The 25,081-nt window shown below is 56.1% G+C and carries 25 protein-coding genes and 2 pseudogenes; 15 read left to right on the forward strand and 12 right to left on the reverse strand.

Going from position 1 to position 25,081, the window contains the following annotated elements; translation table 11 throughout:
• Window positions 1-22: 22 nt before the first annotated feature.
• Entirely contained in the window at window positions 23-358 is a 336-nt protein-coding gene (gene uspB, locus ABGB15_RS01395; protein WP_003861224.1) for a universal stress protein UspB, read from the forward strand.
• Window positions 359-412: 54 nt separating this feature from the next.
• On the opposite strand, the gene pitA is transcribed toward uspB, so the two are convergent.
• On the reverse strand, window positions 413-1,912 hold the full coding sequence (pitA, locus tag ABGB15_RS01400) for an inorganic phosphate transporter PitA (RefSeq protein ID WP_152082608.1): 1,500 nt from the start codon (window positions 1,910-1,912) through the stop codon (window positions 413-415).
• A 229-nt stretch (window positions 1,913-2,141) separates the two neighbouring features.
• Between pitA and ABGB15_RS01405 the strand changes: the two genes are divergently transcribed.
• Together ABGB15_RS01405 and ABGB15_RS01410 are read left to right on the forward strand one after the other, a co-directional pair.
• Window positions 2,142-3,341, forward strand: a complete 1,200-nt coding sequence (locus ABGB15_RS01405; protein ID WP_215723532.1) for an NAD(P)/FAD-dependent oxidoreductase — start codon at window positions 2,142-2,144, stop codon at window positions 3,339-3,341.
• Window positions 3,342-3,449: 108 nt separating this feature from the next.
• The gene (locus ABGB15_RS01410; RefSeq protein ID WP_152082606.1) at window positions 3,450-4,475 is read left to right on the forward strand and encodes a TerC/Alx family metal homeostasis membrane protein; all 1,026 of its coding nucleotides are present in this window, start codon (window positions 3,450-3,452) and stop codon (window positions 4,473-4,475) included.
• Between the two features lie 83 nt (window positions 4,476-4,558).
• On the opposite strand, the gene ABGB15_RS01415 is transcribed toward ABGB15_RS01410, so the two are convergent.
• Window positions 4,559-5,218, reverse strand: coding sequence for an HAD family hydrolase (locus ABGB15_RS01415; RefSeq protein WP_152082605.1), 660 nt, complete (start codon window positions 5,216-5,218; stop codon window positions 4,559-4,561).
• A 239-nt stretch (window positions 5,219-5,457) separates the two neighbouring features.
• On the opposite strand from ABGB15_RS01415, the gene ABGB15_RS01420 reads away from it, so the two are divergent.
• Complete coding sequence (locus ABGB15_RS01420) at window positions 5,458-5,985, forward strand: NlpC/P60 family protein (RefSeq protein ID WP_152082604.1); 528 nt, start codon at window positions 5,458-5,460, stop codon at window positions 5,983-5,985.
• A gap of 5 nt (window positions 5,986-5,990) precedes the next feature.
• On the opposite strand, the gene ABGB15_RS01425 is transcribed toward ABGB15_RS01420, so the two are convergent.
• From ABGB15_RS01425 to ABGB15_RS01440, 4 genes and pseudogenes are all read right to left on the reverse strand, one after another.
• Window positions 5,991-6,785 carry an SDR family NAD(P)-dependent oxidoreductase gene (locus ABGB15_RS01425; RefSeq protein ID WP_152082603.1) on the reverse strand — a complete coding sequence of 265 codons (795 nt, stop codon included), beginning with the start codon at window positions 6,783-6,785 and terminating at the stop codon, window positions 5,991-5,993.
• 93 nt (window positions 6,786-6,878) lie between these two features.
• Entirely contained in the window at window positions 6,879-7,472 is a 594-nt protein-coding gene (gene acpT / locus ABGB15_RS01430) for a 4'-phosphopantetheinyl transferase AcpT (protein ID WP_152082602.1), read from the reverse strand.
• Between the two features lie 2 nt (window positions 7,473-7,474).
• A pseudogene (locus tag ABGB15_RS01435) lies at window positions 7,475-7,633 on the reverse strand (beta-ketoacyl-ACP synthase); the annotation flags it as partial.
• A gap of 31 nt (window positions 7,634-7,664) precedes the next feature.
• Window positions 7,665-8,714 (reverse strand): AI-2E family transporter, encoded by a 1,050-nt coding sequence (locus ABGB15_RS01440; RefSeq protein ID WP_152082600.1) that lies wholly within the window; start codon window positions 8,712-8,714, stop codon window positions 7,665-7,667.
• A 100-nt stretch (window positions 8,715-8,814) separates the two neighbouring features.
• Between ABGB15_RS01440 and ABGB15_RS01445 the strand changes: the two are divergent.
• A pseudogene (locus ABGB15_RS01445) lies at window positions 8,815-10,075 on the forward strand (MFS transporter).
• A 4-nt stretch (window positions 10,076-10,079) separates the two neighbouring features.
• Here ABGB15_RS01445 and ABGB15_RS01450 read toward each other — a convergent pair.
• Window positions 10,080-10,637 carry a DcrB family lipoprotein gene (locus ABGB15_RS01450; protein ID WP_152082598.1) on the reverse strand — a complete coding sequence of 186 codons (558 nt, stop codon included), beginning with the start codon at window positions 10,635-10,637 and terminating at the stop codon, window positions 10,080-10,082.
• A 72-nt stretch (window positions 10,638-10,709) separates the two neighbouring features.
• Complete coding sequence (locus tag ABGB15_RS01455) at window positions 10,710-11,375, reverse strand: 7-cyano-7-deazaguanine/7-aminomethyl-7-deazaguanine transporter (RefSeq protein ID WP_152082597.1); 666 nt, start codon at window positions 11,373-11,375, stop codon at window positions 10,710-10,712.
• A gap of 167 nt (window positions 11,376-11,542) precedes the next feature.
• Here ABGB15_RS01455 and tusA point away from each other — a divergent pair, with 167 nt between their 5' ends.
• The 4 genes from tusA (at window position 11,543) to ABGB15_RS01475 (ending at window position 14,755) form a co-directional block, all read left to right on the forward strand.
• Entirely contained in the window at window positions 11,543-11,785 is a 243-nt protein-coding gene (gene tusA, locus ABGB15_RS01460; RefSeq protein WP_126545892.1) for a sulfurtransferase TusA, read from the forward strand.
• 179 nt (window positions 11,786-11,964) lie between these two features.
• Window positions 11,965-12,936: a TRAP transporter substrate-binding protein gene (locus ABGB15_RS01465; RefSeq protein WP_152082596.1), complete on the forward strand. Its 972-nt coding sequence runs from the start codon at window positions 11,965-11,967 to the stop codon at window positions 12,934-12,936.
• Window positions 12,937-12,948: 12 nt separating this feature from the next.
• Complete coding sequence (locus tag ABGB15_RS01470; protein ID WP_215723530.1) at window positions 12,949-13,458, forward strand: TRAP transporter small permease; 510 nt, start codon at window positions 12,949-12,951, stop codon at window positions 13,456-13,458.
• 10 nt (window positions 13,459-13,468) lie between these two features.
• Window positions 13,469-14,755 carry a TRAP transporter large permease gene (locus ABGB15_RS01475; protein ID WP_369064096.1) on the forward strand — a complete coding sequence of 429 codons (1,287 nt, stop codon included), beginning with the start codon at window positions 13,469-13,471 and terminating at the stop codon, window positions 14,753-14,755.
• Window positions 14,756-14,871: 116 nt separating this feature from the next.
• Here the strand turns inward: ABGB15_RS01475 and zntA are convergent, their stop codons facing one another.
• Together zntA and ABGB15_RS01485 are read right to left on the reverse strand one after the other, a co-directional pair.
• Window positions 14,872-17,043 carry a Zn(II)/Cd(II)/Pb(II) translocating P-type ATPase ZntA gene (zntA, locus tag ABGB15_RS01480; protein ID WP_215723528.1) on the reverse strand — a complete coding sequence of 724 codons (2,172 nt, stop codon included), beginning with the start codon at window positions 17,041-17,043 and terminating at the stop codon, window positions 14,872-14,874.
• Between the two features lie 76 nt (window positions 17,044-17,119).
• On the reverse strand, window positions 17,120-17,746 hold the full coding sequence (locus tag ABGB15_RS01485; protein WP_152082592.1) for a lysoplasmalogenase: 627 nt from the start codon (window positions 17,744-17,746) through the stop codon (window positions 17,120-17,122).
• Between the two features lie 128 nt (window positions 17,747-17,874).
• On the opposite strand from ABGB15_RS01485, the gene ABGB15_RS01490 reads away from it, so the two are divergent.
• On the forward strand, window positions 17,875-18,234 hold the full coding sequence (locus ABGB15_RS01490) for a DUF2500 domain-containing protein (RefSeq protein ID WP_215723527.1): 360 nt from the start codon (window positions 17,875-17,877) through the stop codon (window positions 18,232-18,234).
• Between the two features lie 80 nt (window positions 18,235-18,314).
• Here the strand turns inward: ABGB15_RS01490 and ABGB15_RS01495 are convergent, their stop codons facing one another.
• Window positions 18,315-18,596: a DUF1145 family protein gene (locus ABGB15_RS01495; RefSeq protein ID WP_010436509.1), complete on the reverse strand. Its 282-nt coding sequence runs from the start codon at window positions 18,594-18,596 to the stop codon at window positions 18,315-18,317.
• Window positions 18,580-19,182 carry a 16S rRNA (guanine(966)-N(2))-methyltransferase gene (gene rsmD, locus ABGB15_RS01500; protein WP_215723526.1) on the reverse strand — a complete coding sequence of 201 codons (603 nt, stop codon included), beginning with the start codon at window positions 19,180-19,182 and terminating at the stop codon, window positions 18,580-18,582. Before rsmD ends, ABGB15_RS01495 begins: the two co-directional genes overlap by 17 nt.
• A gap of 127 nt (window positions 19,183-19,309) precedes the next feature.
• On the opposite strand from rsmD, the gene ftsY reads away from it, so the two are divergent.
• The 5 genes from ftsY to ABGB15_RS01525 all read left to right on the forward strand — a co-directional run bounded on the left by ftsY (window position 19,310) and on the right by ABGB15_RS01525 (window position 24,998).
• Window positions 19,310-20,770, forward strand: coding sequence for a signal recognition particle-docking protein FtsY (gene ftsY / locus ABGB15_RS01505; RefSeq protein ID WP_215723525.1), 1,461 nt, complete (start codon window positions 19,310-19,312; stop codon window positions 20,768-20,770).
• 2 nt (window positions 20,771-20,772) lie between these two features.
• Window positions 20,773-21,438: a cell division ATP-binding protein FtsE gene (gene ftsE / locus ABGB15_RS01510; RefSeq protein ID WP_006177946.1), complete on the forward strand. Its 666-nt coding sequence runs from the start codon at window positions 20,773-20,775 to the stop codon at window positions 21,436-21,438.
• Window positions 21,431-22,486, forward strand: coding sequence for a permease-like cell division protein FtsX (gene ftsX / locus ABGB15_RS01515; RefSeq protein WP_152082588.1), 1,056 nt, complete (start codon window positions 21,431-21,433; stop codon window positions 22,484-22,486). Before ftsE ends, ftsX begins: the two co-directional genes overlap by 8 nt.
• Window positions 22,487-22,738: 252 nt before the next feature.
• Window positions 22,739-23,596 (forward strand): RNA polymerase sigma factor RpoH, encoded by an 858-nt coding sequence (gene rpoH, locus ABGB15_RS01520; protein WP_028015143.1) that lies wholly within the window; start codon window positions 22,739-22,741, stop codon window positions 23,594-23,596.
• Between the two features lie 136 nt (window positions 23,597-23,732).
• On the forward strand, window positions 23,733-24,998 hold the full coding sequence (locus tag ABGB15_RS01525) for a 4-aminobutyrate--2-oxoglutarate transaminase (protein ID WP_215723524.1): 1,266 nt from the start codon (window positions 23,733-23,735) through the stop codon (window positions 24,996-24,998).
• Window positions 24,999-25,081: the final 83 nt, after the last annotated feature.

Below are 25,081 nucleotides of genomic sequence, written 5' to 3' on the forward strand. Positions count from 1 at the left end.
GGGTGGACGCCGGGGAGGATGTATGATTAGCACCGTCGCATTGTTTTGGGCGCTATGCGTGGTTTGCATAGTGAATATGGCGCGCTACTTCTCATCGTTACGCGCGTTGTTAGTGGTACTTCGTGGTTGCGATCCGTTGCTTTATCAGTATGTGGACGGTGGAGGGTTCTTCACCTCGCATGGACAGCCCAGCAAACAGATGCGTCTGGTGGGGTACATATACTACCAGCGCTACCGCGATCATCACGATGAAGAGTTTATCCGTCGTTGCGAGCGCCTGCGTCGTCAGTTCATTTTGACCAGCGCCCTGTGCGGGCTGGTCGTGGTCAGTATGATTGCATTGATGATTTGGCACTGAGCATAAAAAAAGCGGGTCAGTTTCCTGACCCGCTTTTTTGTCGCCTTCAACTGATTAAATCAGCTTCAGCGAAATCCAGTACAGACCGCCAGACAGCAGGATAGACGCCGGGAGGGTGAACACCCAGGCCATCAGAATGTTGGTGACGGTTTTGCGTTGCAGACCGCCACCGTCAACAATCATAGTCCCTGCCACGGACGAGGAAAGTACGTGGGTAGTTGATACTGGCATACCGGTGTAGCTCGCCAGACCGATAGAAACGGCCGCCGTCATCTGCGCGGACATACCCTGCGCATAGGTCATGCCTTTCTTACCAATCTTCTCGCCGATGGTGGTCGCCACACGACGCCAGCCAATCATCGTACCGATACCGAGCGCCAGCGCGACTGCCATGATGATCCAGATTGGCGCGTACTCAATGGTATTGAGCATATCGCTTTTCAGTTTCTTCAGTAGACGCTGGTCATCAGCATTCACTTCCGGCAGCTTCGCGACTTTATCGGTAATATCAGAGATGCAGAGCATAATACGACGCAGCTGACCACGTTGTTCAACCGCCAGTTTGTCGTAGCTTTCGATATCGCCCAGCATACCTTTGGCACGTTCCAGCGCGTTAATCGCGTTTGCCGGATGGCAGTGGAACTCACCTGGTGCGGTAGTTGCACCCGCTTCCGGAGACGGAATCAGCTGGTCAACGCCGGTCGCTTTCTTCAACAACTCAGGGTGTTGCTGGAAGTAAACTTCAACGTTGTTAATGGCGTCACGGGTACGGGTGATTTCGTAACCGGAGGCGTTCATGTTAACCACGAAACCTGCCGGAGCCACGCCAATCAGAACCAGCATCACCAGACCAATGCCTTTCTGACCATCGTTTGCACCGTGAGAGAAAGCCACGCCGATAGCGGAAATGATCAGCGCGATACGTGTCCAGAATGGCGGCTTTTTCTTGCCGTCTTTCTTCTCACGCTCTGCTGGCGTCAGGTGGATACGCGCACGTTTTTTCGTGTTGCTCCAGTAGCGACGCAGAATGAAAATTAATCCACCTGCAACCACCAGACCGACGATAGGAGAGATGATCAGTGAGCCGAAAATCCCCAGCACTTTCGGGATGTTCAGCGCATCAACGACGGAGGTCCCGGTCATCAGAGCATTGGTTAACCCGATACCGATAATCGCGCCGATGAGGGTGTGAGAACTGGATGCAGGCAGGCCGAAATACCAGGTTCCGAGGTTCCAGATAATTGCAGCAAGCAGCATTGAGAACACCATAGCAAGGCCATGGCCAGAACTAACGTTAAGCAGCAGATCCGTTGGCAGCATATGCACGATGGCATACGCAACGCTCAGTCCGCCCAGGAGGACACCAAAAAAGTTAAATACCGCCGCCATAACAACCGCAAGCTGCGACCGCATTGCGCGCGTGTAGATAACCGTTGCTACTGCGTTTGCAGTGTCGTGGAAGCCGTTGATTGCTTCGTAAAACAGTACAAAAACCAGAGCAAGCAATAATAAAAGCCCGGTATGTAAATCCAGGCCAGCAAACAAATGTAGCATAGGACGTTACGCCATTTTGAGGACATGAACGCGGCGCATTATCCAGGACAAATGCGCAACGGGCAAAGTGAAATATAGCTTTTTTTTGATATTCCTTGGGCTTTGTTTAGCGCAGGTAAAGAAATATATTTTATATTTCAGATATATGACTGATATCTGGGTTATTTGCGCTGGTGTGACCACAGAGGAAACTTTACAATCCGCGGCAGTTAACGAAGAGGATTTTGACGTGGAAAGGTTTGATGCCGTGGTAATTGGTGCCGGTGCGGCGGGTATGTTTTGTGCGGCAATGGCCGGACAAGCGGGTCGCCGTGTGCTGCTGCTGGATAACGGTAAAAAGCCTGGCCGCAAGATCCTGATGTCCGGTGGCGGGCGCTGTAACTTCACTAATCTCTATGTCGAACCTGCGGCCTATTTGAGCCAAAATCGTCATTTTTGCAAATCGGCGCTGGCACGCTATACCCAGTGGGATTTTATTGAGCTGGTGGGCAAGCACGGCATCGCGTGGCATGAAAAGACGCTGGGACAGCTGTTCTGCGACGACTCCGCGCAGCAGATTGTCGATATGCTGATGACCGAGTGCGAGAAGGGCGGCGTGGTGATGCGCCTGCGCACGGATGTGCTGGACGTGGCGCGCGACGAACAGGGCTATACGCTGCAGCTCAACGGTGAAAGCGTCAGCGCCGGAAACCTGGTGATCGCCAGCGGCGGCCTGTCGATGCCAGGGCTGGGCGCTTCCCCGTTCGGCTATAAGATTGCTGAGCAGTTTGGCCTGAAGGTGCTGCCGACGCGCGCAGGGCTGGTGCCGTTCACGCTGCATAAACCTCTGCTGGAACAATTACAGACGCTTTCTGGCGTTTCTGTTCCATCGGTCATTACCGCCGAAGACGGTACGGTGTTCCGCGAAAATCTGCTGTTCACCCATCGCGGGCTCTCCGGCCCGGCGGTGCTGCAAATTTCCAGCTACTGGCAGCCGGGCGAGTTTGTGGCGGTGAATCTGGTGCCGAACTGCGATCTCGACGCATTCCTCAATGAGCAACGCACCGCGCACCCGAATCAGAGCCTGAAGAACACTCTGGCGATGCAGCTACCGAAACGTCTGGTGGAGTGCCTGCAGGTGTTAGGGCAGATCCCGGACGTCGCGCTTAAGCAGTTGAACAGCCGCGAACAGGAAACGCTGGTCGAGACGCTGACGAACTGGCGCGTTCAGCCAAACGGGACAGAAGGCTACCGGACGGCGGAAGTTACGCTCGGCGGTGTGGATACTCATGAGCTTTCATCACGCACCATGGAAGCGCGCAACGTACCGGGGCTCTATTTTATCGGCGAAGTGATGGATGTTACCGGCTGGCTGGGTGGGTATAACTTCCAGTGGGCATGGGCGAGTGCCTGGGCGTGTGCGCAGGCGCTTGCCGAAAAGAACGGTTAATATTGACTTTTTAGAGTGCTGCGCCCCTAACAAGGCCCACTCTTTTTATTTACTGGCTCAGGCCAGTCTGCATGGTTTTTGTGTTTTGCCTCCAGAAAAGGGTTGTGTATGTCTGCTGCTCATCTCGGTTTCCCCACGGAAACCGTTGTTGTCTTTGTTGTGATGGCCGTTGGGGCGATGTTTATCGACCTCTTTATGCACCGCCACGATAAACCGATCTCGCTGAAAAGCGCCGCGATGTGGTCCATTTTTTGGGTCATGATGGCGATGGCCTTCGCCGGGTTCCTGTACGTTCACCACGGTGCCGAAATGGCGAGCCTATTCCTGACAGGGTATGCGCTTGAAGAGGTGCTCTCCGTCGATAACCTGTTCGTGATGATGGCGATCTTTGCCTGGTTCGGCGTGCCGGATAAGTATCGTCACCGTGTGCTCTACTGGGGTGTGCTGGGGGCGATTGTTTTCCGCGGCATTTTTGTGGCTATCGGTACCAGCCTGCTGAGCCTGGGGCCATACGTTGAGGTGATTTTTGCGCTGGTCGTTGGCTGGACGGCAGTGATGATGCTCAGGCGTAATGAAGAGAGCGACGAAGTCGAGGATTACTCCGGTCATCTGGCATATCGTCTGGTAAAGCGTTTTTATCCGGTCTGGCCGAAAATCAGCAGCCACGCGTTTATTCTGACGCAGAAAGAGGTGGATGCGGAGCTTGAGAAACCCGAAAACCAGGACGTGATGGTGGGGCGCGTGAAGAAAGCAAAGCGCTACGCCACGCCGCTGCTGCTCTGTGTGGCGGTGGTGGAACTCTCTGACGTGATGTTCGCGTTTGACTCTGTGCCAGCCATTATTGCGGTGAGCCGCGAGCCGCTGATTATCTACAGCGCGATGATGTTCGCCATCCTCGGTCTGCGTACCCTCTACTTCGTACTGGAAGCGCTGAAACAGTATCTGGTGCATCTGGAGAAAGCGGTGGTGTTACTGCTGTTCTTTGTGGCGTTCAAGCTCGGTCTGAATGCGACGGATCATTTCTGGCATCACGGCTACAATATCGGCGCGACGGCGAGCCTGTTTGTGGTGCTGGGCGTGCTGGCGCTGGGGATTATTGCGAGCGTGATGTTCCCTGGCAGGAAAGAGGCCTGATTCATCGCCCGGTGGCGCTTCGCTACCGGGCCTACGGTTCGAATGTAGGCCGGGTAAGGCGCAGCCGCCACCCGGCAAAAAGGCTACTTGATGGGTGAATTCCGGCGCTTGCGCGGATGATGGAAATGCCGCCAGTGCGGGTCCTGCGCTGCCGCCAGCAGTTCATGATCGCCACGGGTATCGCCCCATGCGCGCAGGTGGTAATCGTTCAGATTGCCATAGACTTTTTCCAGCCTTGCCACCTTCTGAGCACAACGGCAGTTGTGGCCGGTGATACGCCCGGTCAGCTTGCCGTTTTTTACTTCCAGTTGGGTGCCAATCAGCTTAATGCCGAGCTTATCGGCCCACGGCTGCAGGACCAGCGCCGGAGACGCGGAGCAGATGGTCACTTCCGCACCCGAATTCACTTCAGCCGCTACCGCCAGCACGCCTGCCGGACGCATCAATTTATCCCAGTATTTTTCACAAAATGCTTCCGCCTGTTGACGTAACCAGTGTTCGTCCACGCCCGTCAGGAAGGTTCTGATCAACACCTCTTTCAGCTCATCACGCGTTAGCTTGCGGCGTACACAGTGCAGCGTTGGCAGCGCCATGCGCACCAGGCGGCCCGCGAAGTAGCGTTTACCAAAGGCAAAACGCAGGAAAGGGATAAAGCTGTCGTGATGGGTCAACGTTCCATCAAAGTCAAAGACAGAGAGCACGTTGGACCGGGCTACTGCCTCGTCGGCGATCATATTGGTCATAAATACGTCTTAGCTGAAATACACATTCTGCTCATTAGTTTACCTGCTTTACCTCTGGAGTCCTTCTGTCACGTGCATTTTTTTATCAATCTTGCGACCTGAAAGTGAGTCCATTTTTGGTCTCGATAAACGTTGGGTAAAAAATGAACTGTCTATATTATCGCCACATCGAAAGATATTTCGGAGGAACATTGGCCTCCACTGGTACGGAAAAACTCACTCACTGCTTTTTTCTTGATATGACTTTTAGATCGCTTATTTCAATACTCTCGTTAAGTTTTGCCTCATTTTCTGCATTGAGCTTTCAACTGCCTGCCTCAATGCTTGCGCCACATAATGCGTTTTTTGCCTCTCCGGCGAAAACCGCGCTTGAGCAGCCGGAAACCGGTCCGCTTCGCTCGCGTATTCTGGATCAATACCAGAAGTGGAAAGGCACCCAGTATCAGTGGGGCGGTACGACGCACCGGGGTGTGGATTGTTCTGCGCTGATGCAGCATCTGTTCAGTGATGCCGCTCATCTCAGCCTGCCACGCACCACGGGCGAGCAGATCCGGCGCGGTGTCCGGGTCGCGCAGTATCGCCTGAAAGCGGGCGATCTGGTGTTCTTCCAGACCGGTCCGCACCGCCGACACGTGGGGGTTTATATCGGTGACAGCCAGTTTATTCACGCCTCAAGCAGCCAGGGCGTGACGGTATCAACCCTGACTGACAACTACTGGCAGGCGCGCTTTATCACTGCCCGCCGGGTTGCAGGCAGTACGGCCTGATGACATTAAATAATGTCATCTACCACGCCACCGTCGACGCGTAACGCCGCGCCGGAGGTGGCGGAGGCCTGAGCTGAACAGACATACACCACCATATTGGCGACCTCTTCTACCGTTGCGGCACGCTGGATAACCGAGCTTGGGCGATTGGTCATGACAAACTCTTTCGCCAGCTGTTCCAGCGACTTGCCGGTTTTTTCGATTTCATCCTTCATCATTTCAGCGAATCCGTCCGACATTGTCGGGCCAGGCAGCACGCTGTTCACCGTGACACCGCTTCCCGCCACGAATTTCGCCAGCCCGCGCGCCAGCGAGAGCTGCGCCGTTTTGGTCACGCCGTAGTGGATCATGTCAGCCGGAATATTGCAGGCCGACTCGGATGAGATAAACACCACGCGACCCCAGCCTTTTTGCACCATGCCTGGCAATAACGCGCGGGAGAGGCGCACGCCGGACATCACGTTGGTCTGCCAGTAACGCTCCCAGGTGTCATCGTCGGTAGAATAAAAATCCTGTGGTCCATAAATCCCGGCGTTATTCACCAGAATATCGACGTCGGAAGCCACTTTCAGGAGTGAGTCTACCCCCTCCTGCGTGCTGAGATCGGCAATGGCCGCGCGTACCTGAACGCCAGGCACCACCTGCTGTAGCGCCTGAATACCTTTATTCACCGAGTCGGTGCTTCGGCCATTGATAATCACCTCCGCACCGCTTTCCGCCAGCCCTCTGGCGATGGCAAACCCAATGCCGCCGGTTGAGGCGGTTACCAGTGCGACTTTCCCCGTAAAATCGATTTTCATGATCCGCTCCTGTCTTTTTCACTGTTCAGACATAAAGCGTAGCAGTTGATGATGGAGGCCTTTCATCTACAGGGCATTAACGAAGAGAGTGGCTTATACCCTGGACATTCCGTGATGTGTAATCGACCCGGTGGTCAGGGTAAAGGGTGTCGGTGTACAGACGGCAAGGCTCAACGAACCAAGCCGTAACTGGCTCACCGAGTGGGATCGGGAGGTGCTGTCGATGCTGACAATCTGCCAGGCGCTGCCGCCACGCTGCTTCACAATGGCCTCTTTTCGCGTCCAGATGCGCCAGAAGGCGGCGAGCTTTGCCTCTGGATCTTCGCGCTCAAGCTCGGCATGTTCCGCCACGCTGAAAACGGCGTTAGCCAGCGCCTGCCAGTTTTCGTGCGGGCGTATCACTTCAATATCACAGCCCACTTCGCCTTCATCGCTCAGCAGAAGCGCAATATCATCACCGCTGTGGCTCAGGTTAAACCAGAAAGGATACGCATCCACGAAGGCGGGCTTCCCCTGTTCACCAACGATGATTTCAGGCAGAGGAGAGGGCGATAACGCGCTGGCGAGCAGCGTCCGTCCTGCAATCCAGGATGCGCTTCTCGCACCCTGAGGTGCCATATCTGCAAGCGTTGACGCCAGCGGGTCCGCGCTAAGGGTAGAGATTTTTCCCAGTAGAAACTGGTACATAGTTACGCCCGGCGTTTAATGATTATCGAGGTATGAAGGCCGCCAGAGACAGCGTGATTGCGTTGCAAACACTCGCTATTAATCTGACGGGCTTTCCCCATAATATAATCTAAAGCGCCACATTGCTCATCTGGTTGTCTTAAATTGAGCGTCGGAGCGAACCTGTCTTTATGCCTCATCCTGTCAGGCCGACTATCCCGGTAATCGGCTTTTTGGCCGACCTGGACCCAGCAGAATGGCGAGTTTGCTGCCACCTTTGGTGGTCTCCATCCAGATTTTGCATACGCTGGTCAGCGGCACTGATAACAGCATCCCGACCGGTCCCAGCAGCCATCCCCAGACCAGTAAGGATAAAAAGACGACCAGCGTCGACATTCCCAGTCGATGGCCCATCATGCGCGGTTCAACGATATTCCCCAACACCATATGCACAACAAGGAAAAGCGCGCCTACCAGCATGCATTCGTAAAATCCGTTAAACAGAAAAGCCTGAATCATCGGCGGCACGGCAGACAGCACCGCGCCGATATTGGGAACATAGTTCAGCAAAAACGCCAGTACGCCCCACATCAGGGCAAACTGGACGTCCAGCAGCGTGAGGCCAAGCCAGACGATGACCCCGGTCCAAAGACTCAGTAACGTTTTAAGCGCCAGATATTTGGTCACGCCTTTCAGGGCCCGATGCAGACCCGCAATATGAATTTGCGGATTGGTCAGGGCGAAGCGCAGTTTGTACGGTACGTGGCGCACTTCAAAGAGCATAAACACCACCGTCATCACCAGCAGAAGAATGCTGGCCATGGCTCCGGAAAGCCCGGTCATCAGCGTGGTGGCGTAGGTCATTAGCTTCTCGGAGTCCATTCTGCGCAGCATCCGCTCCGGCGAAATATGCAGGTTAAGGAAGGGCATCATCTCCTGCAGGTCTACGATCTTCCGCGTCAGCTCTCTGTTGTATTTCGGCAGCATGGTGGAGAATTCGCTGAGTGATGCCGCCAGCACGCCAAACAGCGCCGTAAGCACAATCAGCATCACCGCGACGACGATAGTGATGGCGACCGGGCGGCTAACGCCACGGCGCAAAAACCAGGTCACAAGCGGGTTGAGTACGATAGCAAAGAAAAGCGCCAGCAGGAGCTGGACAAGAATATCGGCAGCAGCATGGATACCCGCAAGGATAACCACGAGACAGGCCAGTTTTAACAAAATATGGAGTCCCGCTTTATCGGGCTGGGTGGGTGTCATACGGATTCCTTTTACCGGTAGCCCGTTAAGTGTAGTGTGCGGGATGCGCTTCGTCTGGCACTGTTAATCTTAAAGTCGCTGCTGATTTTCGCCTCTCTTCATGGTAATAGTGAAACACTGTTGCAAAACCCAGGTAGATCTCCATGCCCGAACCTGCCGTCGAACCGGCGCTGAGCGGATTGCGCCTCAATCTGCGGATTGTTTCTGTTGTCATTTTTAACTTCGCCAGTTACCTGACGATTGGCCTGCCGCTGGCGATCTTGCCGGGTTACGTTCACGACGTGATGGGCTTCAGCGCGTTCTGGGCGGGGCTGGTGATCAGCCTGCAGTATTTTGCCACGCTAATGAGTCGCCCGCACGCAGGGCGCTATGCGGATTTGTTCGGGCCGAAAAGCATTGTCGTCGTGGGGCTGTGTGGCTGCTTCCTGAGTGGTCTGAGCTACTTTCTGGCAGCGACGGCCAGCCACTGGCCGCTGGTCAGCCTGGTGCTGCTCTGCCTGGGGCGTGTGATCCTCGGCATCGGGCAAAGCCTTGCAGGAACCGGCTCGACGCTGTGGGGCGTAGGCGTCGTTGGTGCGCCGCATATTGGCCGGGTTATCTCCTGGAACGGCATTGTTACCTACGGCGCGATGGCGATTGGCGCGCCGCTTGGGGTGGTGTGCTACGCGTATGGTGGGCTGTACGGGCTGTCCATCACCATTATGGCGGTCGCGCTGCTGGCGATCCTGTTGGCACTGCCGCGCCCGAAAGTGAAAGCCAGCAAGGGCAAGCCGTTGCCGTTTCGCGCGGTGCTGGGGCGCGTCTGGCCCTACGGTATGGCGCTGGCGCTGGCAACCACCGGTTTTGGCGTGATAGCCACCTTCATTACGTTGTTCTACGACGCCAAAGGCTGGGACGGCGCGGCCTTTGCCTTAACCCTGTTTAGCTGTGCGTTTGTCGGTGCACGTTTGCTCTTCCCGAACGGCATTAACCGTCTGGGCGGGCTGAACGTGGCGATGATCTGCTTTGCTGTGGAGATTGTCGGGCTGCTGCTCACCGGGTTCGCCAGCGCGCCGTGGATGGCGAAAATCGGCGTATTCCTCGCGGGCGCAGGCTTTTCGCTGGTCTTCCCGGCGCTGGGCGTGGTGGCAGTAAAAGCCGTGCCGCAGCAAAACCAGGGGGCGGCGCTGGCAACGTATACGGTGTTTATGGATATGTCGCTGGGCATTACCGGACCGCTGGCAGGGCTGGTGATGGCGTGGGCGGGCGTGCCGGTTATCTATCTTGCGGCGGCGGGGCTGGTGGTGATGGCGCTCTTGCTGACGTGGCGGCTAAAAAAATGGCCCCCGGCGCAAGCACCGGAGGCCACGTCATCATCGTGAAAAATTACTGAATCACGATGGTGTTAATGATGTTTTCCGCGGCGGTCTGCGCTTTCTGCTGATCGTCTGCTGGCAGCGTAATCTGGATAGTCAGCAGTTTGTTATCCACCTTGCCCAGCACCACAGACGAATAAGCCGTCTGGCCTTTTGCAGAGATGATGCTGTCCAGTTGCTGGAGCGTGTGGCCTTTCAGTTCGATGGATTTATTGGTCACCACCTGCAACTGCGGGTCGCGGCTACGCTGCTGATCTTCCAGACGTTTGGACAGCACGCCCAGCTCCTCGCTGGTATCGTCGCCAACAATCACAATCACTGCTTTTTGTCCGGTTGCGTCGGAATAGACGTGCATGTTGTTCGCCTGAGTGCCGAGCTTGCCGCTCTGATCGGTCATGTCTGCTGGCAGAGAGAAACTGAGTTTGCCATCCATCAGGTTCACCGGCTGACCGGTCGCGTTGCTTTCTGCGGACGCGCCCTGAGCAGGCGTTTTGGTGTCGCTGTTATCACAGGCTGCAAGGCCAACAACCAGCAGGCCAATCCCGACATATTTAACCAGATTGCGCATTGACTTCTTCCTTTCGATAAACGGCCATAACGGCTCATTCGTTCATCTTATCACAACTGATAAAGCGAACCCTTAACCTGCCTGCAATGCGGAGATTTCAGATTTATCTGCCAGCCTTTTCAGCAGCATATTGAGCAATACGCCATACATCGGCAGGAAGAACACGATGCTGATGAGCACCTTGAAGCAGTAGTCCACGAGGGCGATTTCCATCCAGTGTTCGGCCATAAAGGCATCCGGGCTGCGCCAGAAGGCGATAAAGAAGAAGGCCAGCGTATCGCTCACGTTACCGAACAGCGTGGAGGCGGTTGGTGCCATCCACCAGCGATGGTTTTGACGCAGGCGGTTGAACACATGAACGTCAAGGATCTGTCCCAGCGCGTAGGCCATAAAGCTGGCGGCGGCGATACGGGCGACAAACAGGTTGAAGTGCGTCAGCGCCTCAAAGCCCTGCCAGCTTCCCATGTAAAACAGGGAGGAAATCACATACGAAATGAACAGCGCCGGGAGCATCACCGCGAAAATAATGCGCCGCGCCAGCGGTGCGCCAAAGATCCGCACGGTCAAATCGGTGGCGAGGAAAATAAACGGAAAACTGAACGCGCCCCAGGTGGTGTGGAAACCAAAAATGGAGATCGGGAGCTGCACCAGATAGTTGCTGGAGGTGATCACCAGCAGATGAAATAGCGAAAGCCAGAACAACGCCTTTACGCGCTGCGATTGAGAAAACTGCGTCATATTGTGACCTTTTTGAACGTTGGGGTGAGGGAACCCAATAAAAACCGCCGCATAATACTGCTTTGACTGGACTTTGCAATGGCTAATTTTCACGCAATCGTTAACCTGGTTTGCATTGATGGCAACGGGGCGTAAACTACAGCCGTTTTATTATGATCGAGAAGAAAATGACCGACCTGTTCTCCAGCCCAGACCACACCCTTGATGCCCAGGGCCTCCGCTGTCCGGAACCTGTCATGATGGTGCGCAAAACCGTGCGCACTATGCAGACCGGCGAAACGCTGTTAATTATTGCTGACGATCCGGCGACCACGCGCGATATCCCCGGTTTTTGTACCTTTATGGAACATGAGCTGGTAGCGCAGGAAACAGAAGCATTACCGTACCGGTATGTGATCCGTAAGGGGTAAACCCTCACCCCGGCCCTCTCCCAAAGGGAGAGGGAGAAAACCTTTCTAAACCATCGTTTCAGAAATTCGCGCTTTTGTGAGGCGCTTCACCTCCGCTTTTCCAGCCGTAGTCTAATTTTTAAGCGTACAAAACTAAAACACCGTTTTAACGCTTACCTCACTACCCTGGAGTTGACTCGATGAAAACGACCCTCAAGCCGTTACTGGCCGCTCTGTGTCTGTCTGCTTTTGCCTGCTCCGTTTCTGCTCAAACCATTAAAGCTGCTGATGTTCATCCTGAAGGCTACCCGAACGTGGTGGCGGTGCAGCATATGGGTGAAAAACTCAAACAACAAACCGATGGCAAACTGGAGATCAAGGTTTTTCCTGGCGGTGTATTGGGTGATGAAAAGCAGATGATTGAACAGGCGCAGATGGGGGCTATCGACATGATCCGTGTCTCGATGGCACCTGTTGCCGCCATCCTGCCGGATATTGAAGTCTTTACGCTGCCCTATGTGTTCCGCGATGAAGACCATATGCACAAAGTTATCGACGGGGATATCGGCAAACAAATCGGCGATAAACTGACCGCCAACCCGAAATCCCGGCTGGTCTTCCTCGGCTGGATGGATTCCGGTACGCGTAACCTGATCACCAAAGAGCCGATCGTCAAACCGGAGGATCTGAAAGGGAAGAAGATCCGTGTGCAGGGTAGCCCGGTTGCGCTCGCCACGCTGAAAGATATGGGGGCGAACTCGGTGGCGATGGGCGTCAGCGAGGTTTACAGCGGCATGCAAACCGGCGTGATTGACGGCGCAGAGAACAACCCGCCGACCTTTATCGCCCATAACTACATGCCAGTCGCCAAAAACTACACCCTGAGCGGCCACTTTATCACCCCGGAAATGCTGCTCTACTCAAAAGTGAAATGGGACAAACTCAGCGCCGACGAGCAGCAAAAAGTGCTGACCCTGGCGCGTGAAGCGCAGTTTGAGCAGCGCAAGCTGTGGGATGCTTATAACGCCCAGGCGCTGGAGAAAATGAAGGCGGGCGGGGTGCAGTTCCACGACATCGACAAAACGGTGTTCATCAAAGCCACAGAGCCGGTGCGCGCCCAGTATGGCGAAAAGCATCAGGATCTGATGAAAGCCATCGCTGACGTCCAGTAAACCGGAGTACGTATGTCCGAACTCTACCTGAAGTGGATGGATCGTCTGTACCTGCTCGCCATGACCGTGGCGGGCATTTCCCTGCTGGTGATGACGGTTGTGATCCCGATTGGCATCTTCTCGCGCTACGTGCTTAACCGCGGCGAGTCCTGGCCGGAGCCGATTGCCATTATCTGCATGGTGACGTTTACCTTCATTGGCGCGGCGGTAGGCTACCGCGCCGGGTCGCATATTGCGGTAAACATGCTCACGGACCGGCTGCCAGAAGGGCTGAAAACCCTGTGCGCCCGCGTGGTCGACCTGCTGATGTTGCTCATCTCCGCTCTGATGTTCTGGTATAGCCTCTGGCTGTGCGTCGATCTCTGGGAGCAGCCTGTCGCGGAATTCCCGATCCTGACCTCCGGTGAAAGCTATCTGCCGCTGCCGGTCGGGTCCGCCATTCTGATCCTGTTTGTTGTTGAACGCCTGCTGTTTGGCTCGCAGGAAAACCGTCCCGTCGTGCTGATCGGCAACCACAGTTAAGGGGTGAACAATGGATGCATTTGTTTTGTTATTCACCCTCGCCATTTTGCTGGCGCTGGGGATGCCGGTGGCCTTTGCCGTCGGGCTAAGCGCCGTGGCAGGGGCGCTGTGGATTGATCTGCCGCTGGAGGCGCTGATGATCCAGATCACCAGCGGGGTGAACAAATTTACCCTGCTGGCGATCCCGTTCTTCATCCTTGCCGGGGCGATCATGGCGGAAGGGGGCATCGCGCGACGGCTGGTGAATTTCGCCTACGTGTTTGTCGGCTTTATACGCGGCGGGCTGTCGCTGGTGAACATCGTCGCTTCAACGTTTTTTGGGGCGATTTCCGGTTCGTCGGTGGCGGACACGGCCTCCATTGGCAGCGTGATGATCCCGGAGATGGAGAAGAAGGGCTACCCGCGCGAATACGCGGCGGCGGTGACGGCCAGCGGGTCGGTACAGGCGATCTTAATCCCGCCCAGCCACAACTCGGTGATTTACTCGCTGGCGGCGGGCGGCACGGTTTCTATCGCCACGCTGTTTATCGCGGGCGTGCTGCCGGGGCTGCTGCTCGGCGTAAGCCTGATGGTGCTGTGTCTGGGGTTTGCCCGCAAATGCGGCTATCCGAAAGGAGAAAAAATTCCGTTTAAGCAAGCGCTAAAAATCATGCTCGATGCACTGTGGGGGCTGATGACGGTAGTAATTATCCTCGGCGGGATTTTGTCCGGGATATTCACCGCAACCGAATCCGCAGCCGTGGCCTGCCTGTGGGCGTTCTTTGTCACGATGTTTATCTATCGCGACTACAAGTGGAACGAGCTGCCAAAGCTAATGTGCCGGACGGTCAAAACCGTCACCATCGTGATGATTTTGATCGGCTTTGCCGCGGCGTTTGGCGCGGTGATGACCTATATGCAGTTGCCGACGCGCATTACAGAGTTCTTCACCTCGCTGTCGGATAACAAATACGTGATCCTGATGTATCTCAATATCATGCTGCTGCTGATTGGCACGCTGATGGACATGGCTCCGATCATTTTGATCCTGACGCCGGTGCTGCTGCCGGTGACTAATTCGCTGGGGATAGACCCGGTGCATTTCGGGATGATCATGATGGTTAACCTGGGGATCGGGCTGATCACCCCGCCTGTCGGGTCAGTGCTGTTTGTGGCGAGCGCGGTGAGCAAACAGCGGATCGAAACGGTAGTCCGCGCCATGCTGCCGTTCTACGGCATGCTGCTGGTGGTCTTGGGGATGGTGACGTATATCCCGGCAATTTCTTTATGGTTGCCGAGGGTGTTAGGGATGCAGTAACGCCGCTCTTCTCCCTCTCCCTGTGGGAGAGGGTTGGGGTGAGGGCATCAAGCCGCACCCCAACCCATTGCCGGGTGGCGGCTACGCCTTACCCGGACTACGGTTCGATAACGATTTTATTTCCGACGTAATAACCGCAACGCGTTCGCCGTGACCAGCACCGTCGCCCCCGTATCCGCCAGCACTGCCAGCCATAGCCCGGTCATGCCGAGCAGCGTGGTTACAAGGAAAATGCCCTTCAGACCCAGCGCAATGCCAATGTTCTGGCGGATATTGGCGCGGGTTGCCCGTGCCAGCCCAATCATCTGCGCCAGCCCGGTCAGTCGGTTGTGCGTGAGCGCCGCGTCCGCCGTCTCCAGCGCCACGTCGGTGCCGCTGCCCATCGCAATGCCGATGGTGGAGGCTTTCATCGCCGGGGCATCGTTAATGCCGTCTCCGACCATCGCCAGCGGCGCGTGCGCGTTCAGTTCTGCCACGGCACGAACCTTATCCGCAGGCAATAATCCGGCTTTGAATTCCAGCCCCAGTTCACCGGCAATCGCCGCCGCCGCGCGCGGGTTATCGCCTGTCAAAATCACACCCTGCACACCCATCTGATGCAGCGCCGTCACGGCGTCTTTTGCGTCATCGCGCAGGGTATCACGCAGCGCCAGTATCCCTTTCACCACATCGTCCTGCATCACGGCAACGACCGTCTGCCCGGCCTGCTCTAACGCCTCAACCTGCGGATGAGGGAACTTGCCCGCCGCAATAATCAGCACTTTTTTCCCTTCGACGACGGCCTCAATCCCTGACCCGACCAGCGCTCGTTGTGCGGTTGCCATCGGAATGTTCAGCCCGCGCGCCTGCGCTTCACGCACAATCGCCTGCGCCAGCGGGTGGGTTGACCCCTGCTCCACGGCGGCGGCCAGCGTAAGCAGTTCGTTTTCACTGATATCCTGCGGATACACACCGGTGACCTGCGGCTTGCCGACGGTCAGCGTGCCGGTTTTGTCGAACGCAATATGTTGAACCTGGCTCAGCTGTTCCAGCGCCGCGCCGCCCTTAATCAACGCACCGCGACGTGCCGCTGCCGCCAGGCCGGACGTAATCGCTGCTGGCGTGGAAATCACCAGCGCACACGGGCAGCCAATCAGCAGCAGCGTCAGCCCTTTATAAATCCAGCCTTCCCACGGCGCGCCGAAGAACAGCGGTGGGACGAGCGCCACCAGCAGGGCAACCAGCATGATGGCAGGCGTGTAAACCCGGCTAAAGCGGTCGATAAAACGTTCGACCGGCGCGCGGCGCTCTTCGGCCTCTTCAATCAGCTTCAGGATGCGGTCAATGGCGCTGTCGCCTGGCTCAGAAAGTACCTTCAACTGCACCAGGCGATCGACGCTGGTGGCTCCGGCAGGCACTTTTTCACCCGCCGCGCGTTCTACCGGAATGGACTCTCCGGTGAGAGCACTTTCGTCAAAGCTCGCGGTGGCGGTGAGCAGCGCGCCATCCGCAGGCAAACGCCCGCCGGCGGCGACTTCAATGACATCGCCAGGGCGCAGGGTAGAAATAGCGGTTGTTTCGCGATTGCCGTTCACGACCCGCGTGGCGGTTTCGGGCTTCAGGGCCATTAACGCACTGACGCCTTTACGTGCGCGGCTTGCCGCCCAGCCCTCAAGACGTTCGCCGATTAAGAACAGCAGCAGAACCATCGCCGCTTCCGCCGTCGCGCCGATAAACAGCGCACCAATGGCCGCCACGCTCATCAGCGTTTCGATGGCAAACCAGCTGCCGCTTTTCATCAGACGCAGCGCCTGACGGGCAATCGGGAACAGCCCGACCAGCGTGGTGGCGATAAACGCCAGGTTGCCGAACGGATGGTTAATCTGCTCCAGACCCCAACTGAGGGCCATCATGATGATGAGGGTGATCAGTGGCAGATTTTCTTTTAAAGATGACGTTTTCTCTGCGGGGACGGTTTCGCTACGCAGGGCGTAACCCGCCTTGCTGACGGCGGCTTCAATCTGTTGGCTGACGTCAGTATCGGCGCTTACCAGCAGTTTTTCAGTAGCGAACAGTACCTGAACGTGGCTGACGCCCGGCACCTGTTTGACTGCGTTTTCCACTTTACGGGCACAGGCCGCGCAGTCCATACCGTTGACCAGCCAACTGTAGCGGTTGCCGCTTTCAGGCAGCGGCGCACTATTTGTGTCGCACGCTCCGTCGCAGCAGCATTCCTCTTTCGGTGGAACCGGGTTGAGCTTAAGTGCCGAGAATTGCGGGATTTTTTTAGGTATTTCTGGAGTCGACATGGCAGTCTCCGGTAATGATAATTTTCTCATTAACCGCAGCATACACTCTGGAGTCGACTCCAGAGTCAAGCGTTATTTAGATATACAGCGAACGCACAATCAGGAAGTGTCCGGCAAAGTAACAGGCGGCGGAAATCGCGTTATCCGCGCGGAAGCGGCGGCGATAATGGCTGCCCAGCCAGACGATATTACCGAGTAACAACAGCGCTGCACCGAAGAAGGCGGACATCGCCTGCGACGTTGGACGGAAGAACCACAGCTCGCCCGCCAGCCACACCATCACCAGCGTCATGGCGATAAACGTACAGACCGGCAGACGCATCTCTTCCAGACGCGTCCAGATCACCGCGATCAGCAGCGCGCCAATCACCAGCAACACCAGCGGCAGTGGCCAGAAGAAAGAGAGCGTCATCTGGCTGGCAAAGTAGATGGTATAAAGCAGATGCGACAGGAAGAACGCGCCCACGGCATACAGCAGACGCTGGCGCGGCAGCAGAGTTAAGGCATCACCAATCAACGACGCGCACAGCCCTGCAAGCACCAGATAGCTGATGGCGTTAAACATCGGTGCCTGCCAGGCCAGCAACAGCAGGAGCAGCAACGTGACGGGTTTAAACAACCAGCGCTGCCAGGCAGGGCCGCGGTACGACGCATCGACAAAAAGCCATGCGGACAAACAGACGGCGATAAATGACCAAAGCATATTAACTCCCTGTATCTGTTAAGGCTGAAAATCAGTTTCTGATCCAGTGTAGTGACGCGGGCGGGCGTTTGGCAATGCCGGGGCAGGCAAGGTATCCTGATTTCCGCATAATCTGATGGGATTTTTAAATGAGCAAGATGCCGCTGTTTTTCATTATCGTGGTGGCGATCATCGTCATTGCCGCCTCGTTCCGTTTCGTGCAACAGCGCCGTGAGAAAGCGGACAATGACGCCGCGCCGCTGCTGCAAAAGCGCGTGGTGGTGACGAACAAACGCGAGAAAGCGCTCAATGACCGCCGTTCCCGCCAGCAGCAGGTGACGCCTGCGGGAACCACGATGCGCTATGACGCGAGCTTTAAGCCGGAAACCGGCGGGCTGGAGATGACTTTTCGTCTGGACGCGCAGCAGTACCATCAACTGACGGTGGGAGAGAAAGGGACGCTGAGCTATAAAGGATCGCGGTTTGAAGGTTTTACACCTGAGCAGTAATGCCGGGCGGCACTGCGTTTGCCCGGCCTACGGGGTTTCGTAGGCCCGGTAAGCGAAGCGCCACCGGGCAATAGCGCACCTTACTTCTTCACCTGCGCTTTAAACTTTTTCATCCACACCAGCAGTTCAAACACGCCGAAAATAAACACCCGTAGCTGCTGCCAGCCGGTCATCTGTGGGCCATCTTTCGGCAGGCCGTTTTTCAGCATCACCATCTGCAGGGCGTGCATGAATGAGGTGAAAATCAGCGCGACGTTAACGAAAATGTTCATCGGGCGCGGGAACGGATGCACCAGGTTCAAAATCAAAAACGCCCAGACGCCCAGCATCAGTAAACGTCCCAGGTTAATCAGTACCGGCATCGGAGCCTCCTTGTGCCTGACGGTGATACAGACGATAAGCGACCTGGCCTGCCACTTTTTCGCGGTGCAAATCCCAGTGCACGGGCACCGGCGGTAAACCGTTTTCCACTTCACTCTCTACATAAATAAGCGCGTCATCCGCCAGCCAGCCATTTTGCTCCAGCAGGGATAACGTCTCTTCCAGCAGCCCCTTGCGGAACGGCGGGTCGACAAAGACCACGTTGTGCGGCGTGCCCTTTTGCGCGAGAAAACTCAGCGTATTGGTGTTCACCACTTTTGCGTTGGTGGCTTTCAGCGTCGCCAGATTTTGCTGCAGCGTCTGCGCAACGCTGCGTTCCATCTCCAGCAGCGTGGCGCTGGCGGCATAGCGCGACAGCGCTTCCAGCCCTAATGCGCCGCTTCCGGCGAAGCAGTCCAGGCAATGGGCGTCTACCATTGACGGGGCCAGCCAGTTAAACAGCGTTTCGCGCACGCGGTCGGTGGTGGGGCGTAAACCGGGGCTATCCGGTACCGGTAATTTCCGGCCTCGCCACTGACCGCCGATAATACGAATTTGACCGGCCGGGGCGCGGTTGGGTTTCTTCATTTCAGGAAAGCTCTGTTAACAATTGGCCTGCGATTGCGGGCGGTGATGTCAATTAAGTAAAGTGTTAGACTATTTCATCATTTTTTTAGCTTCCATGTATATAGCGCCGCGAGGAGTGTAGTCGCAGATGGCAAAACAAAAAAAACGTGGCTTCTTTTCCTGGCTGGGTTTCGGTGAAAAAGAGCAAGAAACAGAACAGAAAACCGAAGAACAACAGGTTGTAGAAGAGCAGTCACAGCCTGAAACGCCTGTAGAGACCGCTGCGGTTGTCGAAGCGGAAGAGCCTGCCCACAGCAAAGAAGAGATTGAATCTTTTGCACAAGAGGTGGTTGAGGTCACTGAACAGGTTCAGGAGAGTGAGAAGCCAGAACCGGTCGTCATCGGAGCCGTTACCGAAGCGCCGCAGGCCGTTATCGAACACGAAGAGCTACCGCTGCCGGAAGAGGTGAAAGCCGAAGCGATTTCTGCCGAAGAGTGGCAGGCTGAAGCGGAAACCGTTGAAATCGTTGAGGCGGTGGAAGAAGAAGCGGCCCTGGAGCCAGAGCTGACTGACGAAGAGCTGGAAGCCCAGGCGCTGGCGGCAGACGCCGCGGAAGAAGCGGTTATCGTCGTGCCGGTGGAAGAACAGGCCGAAGCGGAAATCGTTCAGGAACAGGAAAAACCGACCAAAGAAGGTTTCTTCGCTCGCCTGAAACGTAGCCTGCTGAAAACCAAAGAAAACTTAGGTTCCGGATTTATCAGTCTTTTCCGCGGCAAAAAGATCGACGACGATCTGTTTGAAGAGCTGGAAGAGCAACTGCTGATTGCGGACGTGGGTGTCGAAACCACCCGTAAGATTATCGCCAACCTGACCGAAGGGGCGAGCCGCAAACAGCTGCGCGATGCCGAAGCGCTGTACGGCCTGCTGAAAGACGAGATGGGTGAAATTCTCGCAAAAGTTGACGAACCACTTAATATTGAAGGCAAAACGCCTTTTGTTATTCTGATGGTTGGCGTCAACGGCGTGGGGAAAACCACCACCATCGGCAAGCTGGCGCGTCAGTTCGAGCAGCAGGGCAAATCGGTGATGCTGGCGGCGGGCGATACCTTCCGTGCGGCGGCGGTTGAGCAGCTGCAGGTCTGGGGCCAGCGCAACAACATCCCGGTGATTGCCCAGCATACCGGTGCGGATTCCGCGTCTGTGATCTTCGATGCCATCCAGGCGGCGAAGTCGCGCAATGTGGACGTGCTGATTGCCGATACCGCAGGGCGTTTGCAGAACAAAGCGCACCTGATGGAAGAGTTGAAGAAAATCGTCCGCGTCATGAAGAAGCTGGACGAAGACGCACCGCATGAAATTATGCTGACTATTGATGCCAGCACCGGACAGAACGCTGTTAGCCAGGCGAAGCTGTTCCATGAAGCGGTAGGACTGACGGGGATCACGCTGACCAAGCTGGACGGCACCGCCAAAGGTGGGGTGATCTTCTCCGTGGCCGATCAGTTCGGCATTCCTATCCGTTACATCGGTGTGGGCGAGCGTATTGAGGATTTGCGTCCGTTTAAGGCGGACGACTTTATTGAGGCATTATTTGCCCGAGAGGACTAACAATGATTCGCTTTGAACACGTCAGCAAGGCCTATCTCGGTGGGAGACAAGCGCTGCAGGGGGTGACATTCCACCTGCAGCCAGGCGAGATGGCATTCCTGACCGGCCATTCCGGCGCGGGGAAAAGTACCCTGCTCAAGCTGATCTGTGGGATCGAACGGCCCAGCGCCGGGAAAATCTTTTTCAGCGGCCACGACATCAGCCGCCTGAAAAACCGCGAAGTGCCGTTCCTGCGTCGTCAGATCGGCATGATTTTCCAGGATCACCACCTGCTGATGGATCGCACCGTTTTTGATAACGTCGCTATCCCGCTGATTATTGCCGGTGCCAGCTATGATGACATCCGCCGTCGCGTCTCTGCGGCGCTGGATAAGGTCGGGCTGCTGGACAAAGCGAAGAACTTCCCAATCCAGCTTTCCGGCGGTGAACAGCAGCGTGTGGGCATTGCCCGTGCGGTGGTGAACAAGCCTGCCGTGTTGCTGGCGGATGAACCGACCGGTAACCTGGACGACGCCCTGTCCGAAGGGATTTTGCGTCTGTTTGAGGAATTTAACCGCGTGGGGGTCACGGTATTAATGGCGACGCACGACATCGGGCTGATCTCCCGTCGTTCGTACCGCATGCTGACCCTGAGCGACGGTCATTTGCACGGAGGCCACGGTGAATAAGCGTGATGCAATAAACCAGATTCGGCAGTTCAGCAACCGGTTTGACCGTTTCCGCAAGCCGCAGGGCGGCGGTGACAGCAATCGCAATGCGCCGAAGCGTGCGAAAGCCGCGCCGAAGCCAAATTCCCGCAAGACTAACGTTTTCAACGAGCAGGTGCGCTACGCTTTCCACGGCGCGCTGCAGGATTTGAAAAGCAAACCGCTGGCGACATTCCTGACGGTGATGGTTATCGCCATCTCCCTGACGCTGCCGAGTGTCTGTTACATGGTTTACAAGAACGTGAATCAGGCGGCATCGCAGTATTACCCGTCGCCGCAGATCACCGTTTATCTGGACAAGGCGCTCGACGATAACGCGGCGGCGCAGGTGGTTGGGCAAATCCAGGCCGAACAGGGTGTGGAGAAGGTTAACTATCTTTCGCGCGATGAAGCGCTGGGTGAGTTCCGCAACTGGTCCGGCTTTGGCGGTGCGCTGGATATGCTCGAAGAGAACCCGTTGCCTGCCGTGGCGGTAGTGATCCCGAAGCTCGATTTCCAGGGCACCGACTCGCTTAATACCCTGCGCGACCGTATCACCCGTATCAACGGGATAGATGAAGTGCGCATGGACGACAGCTGGTTTGCGCGCCTCTCTGCCCTGACCGGGCTGGTGGGCCGTGTGGCGGCAATGATTGGCGTACTGATGGTAGCGGCGGTGTTCCTCGTCATCGGTAACAGCGTGCGCCTGAGCATCTTCGCCCGTCGCGACACCATCAACGTGCAGAAACTGATTGGTGCGACGGATGGTTTCATCCTCCGTCCGTTCCTCTACGGTGGTGCGTTATTAGGTTTTTCGGGTGCATTTCTTTCATTGATTTTGTCAGAAATTTTGGTGATGCGGCTTTCGTCTGCCGTCACCGAAGTGGCGCAGGTTTTCGGAACGAAGTTTGATATCAGTGGCTTAGGGTTCGATGAGTGCCTGTTGTTACTGCTGGTCTGCTCCATGATTGGCTGGATAGCCGCATGGCTGGCAACTGTGCAACATTTACGTCACTTTACTCCCGACTAATAAAAGCGTGGTATAATCTTTCCCTGCACCGAGATGTTCGCTCTGCAGGGAAAGAGTCCCTGTTGTCTCTTCCCCGCATTATCATTTCCATGTCACATTTTGTGCGTAATTTATTCACCGTTGCACCTGGAACTTGTGGATAAAATCACTGTCTGATAAAAGAGTGAGTGCTAATCTCGTTGCTCAAACGCTTTGGCATGGTTGTTGCCTGACGGGGACAACCTGGACCAGAAGAAACATTGAGAGGAATGAATGACCAAAGAAATGCAAACTTTAGCTTTAGCCCCTGTTGGTAACCTGGAATCTTACATCCGGGCTGCGAACACCTGGCCGATGTTAACGGCCGAGGAAGAAAAGGAGCTTGCTGAAAAGCTGCATTACCAGGGCGATCTGGAAGCAGCGAAGAAGCTGATCCTGTCTCACCTGCGCTTTGTTGTTCACATTGCTCGTAATTATGCGGGCTATGGCCTGCCGCAGGCGGACTTGATTCAGGAAGGTAACATTGGTCTGATGAAGGCTGTACGTCGCTTTAACCCGGAAGTGGGTGTGCGACTGGTCTCTTTCGCCGTGCACTGGATCAAAGCTGAAATTCACGAATACGTGCTGCGTAACTGGCGTATCGTGAAGGTCGCCACGACAAAAGCGCAACGCAAACTGTTCTTCAACCTGCGTAAAACCAAGCAGCGTCTGGGCTGGTTCAATCAGGATGAAGTGGAAATGGTGGCGCGCGAGCTGGGTGTATCCAGCAAAGACGTCCGCGAGATGGAGTCCCGTATGGCCGCGCAGGACATGACATTTGATATGTCCTCCGACGACGACGCGTCCGACAGCCAGCCGATGGCCCCGGTTCTGTATCTGCAGGATAAAACCTCTAACTTTGCCGACGGCATTGAAGAGGACAACTGGGAAGACCAGGCCGCAAACAAACTGACCCATGCGATGGAAGGTCTCGACGAGCGTAGTCAGGACATCATCCGCGCCCGCTGGCTGGACGAAGACAACAAGTCCACGCTGCAGGAGCTGGCCGACCGCTACGGCGTCTCCGCTGAACGTGTGCGTCAGCTTGAAAAGAACGCCATGAAAAAACTTCGCGCCGCTATCGAAGCGTAATTTCCGCGAAGTACACCGAGAACCCTCGAATGCAAATTCGGGGGTTTTGTTTTTTTAGCGCCCGCTCTGGCGAATTTCTCCCCCCTGGCAAACACTTACTGATGCGCTAAGCAGGCGACTTTCTCAGGGGGACAGGGTGAAAAATAACGAACTGAACGACCGGCGTTTACAGGCGACGCCGCGTGGCATCGGCGTGATGTGTAACTTCTATGCCGATAAAGCCGAAAACGCCACGGTGTGGGACGTGGAAGGCAACGAGTACATCGACTTCGCCGCCGGGATCGCCGTGCTGAATACCGGCCATCGCCATCCAAAAGTTATCTCTGCCATCGAAAAACAACTCCATGCGTTTACCCATACGGCGTACCAGATTGTGCCGTACGAAGGCTATGTGTCGCTCGCTGAGCGCATTAACGCCCGCGTCCCGATTGACGGCCCGGCGAAAACGGCGTTCTTCTCCACGGGCGCAGAGGCGGTTGAGAACGCGGTTAAAATTGCCCGCGCATATACCAAACGCCCCGGTCTTATCACCTTCGGCGGTGCCTTCCACGGGCGCACCTTTATGACCATGGCGCTGACGGGCAAAGTCGCGCCGTACAAGCTCGGCTTCGGGCCGTTCCCCGGCTCGGTGTATCACGCGCACTATCCGAATGAACTGCACGGCGTCAGCACAGCAGAGGCGTTAAAAAGCCTGGAGCGCATCTTCAAGGCGGATATCGCGCCGGATCAGGTAGCGGCCATCATTCTTGAGCCGGTGCAGGGTGAGGGTGGGTTCAACGTCGCCCCCGCTGATTTTATGCAGGCGTTACGGGCCCTGTGCGATACCCACGGAATTTTGCTGATCGCCGACGAAGTACAAACCGGCTTCGCGCGTACCGGCAAACTCTTCTCGATGGAAAACCACTGCGTGAAGCCGGACCTGATCACCATGGCGAAAAGCCTGGCAGGTGGGATGCCGCTCTCTGCGGTCTCTGGCCGGGCAGAGGTGATGGATGCGCCCGCGCCCGGCGGGCTGGGTGGGACCTATGCGGGCAATCCGCTGGCGATTGCGGCAGCTCATGCGGTGCTGGACGTGATTGACGAAGAGAACCTCTGCACGCGTGCGGCGCATCTCGGTCACCACCTGGTGGAAGTCCTCAACAAAGCGAAAGACGGTTGCCCGTATATCGCGGATATTCGTGCGCAAGGCTCAATGGTCGCGGTGGAGTTTAACGATCCGCAAACCGGCCAGCCGTCACCGGAGTTCACCCGTGAAGTACAAGCGCGTGCATTGCAGGAAGGGCTGTTGCTGCTGAGCTGCGGCGTCTATGGCAACGTCATCCGCTTCCTGTATCCGCTCACTATCCCTGAGGTTCAGTTCCGCAAGGCACTGGATATTATCTCTGCGTCGCTGACTCGTTAAAGCCAGAAGCCCGACGGAAATCTCTGTCGGGCTTAGCATATATACATTTCAAATTAGCTATTCCAAAATCATAAAAATGGGGT

This window comes from Enterobacter sp. MALB-1 (genome assembly GCF_041021625.1).
Lineage (GTDB): Bacteria > Pseudomonadota > Gammaproteobacteria > Enterobacterales > Enterobacteriaceae > Enterobacter > Enterobacter oligotrophicus.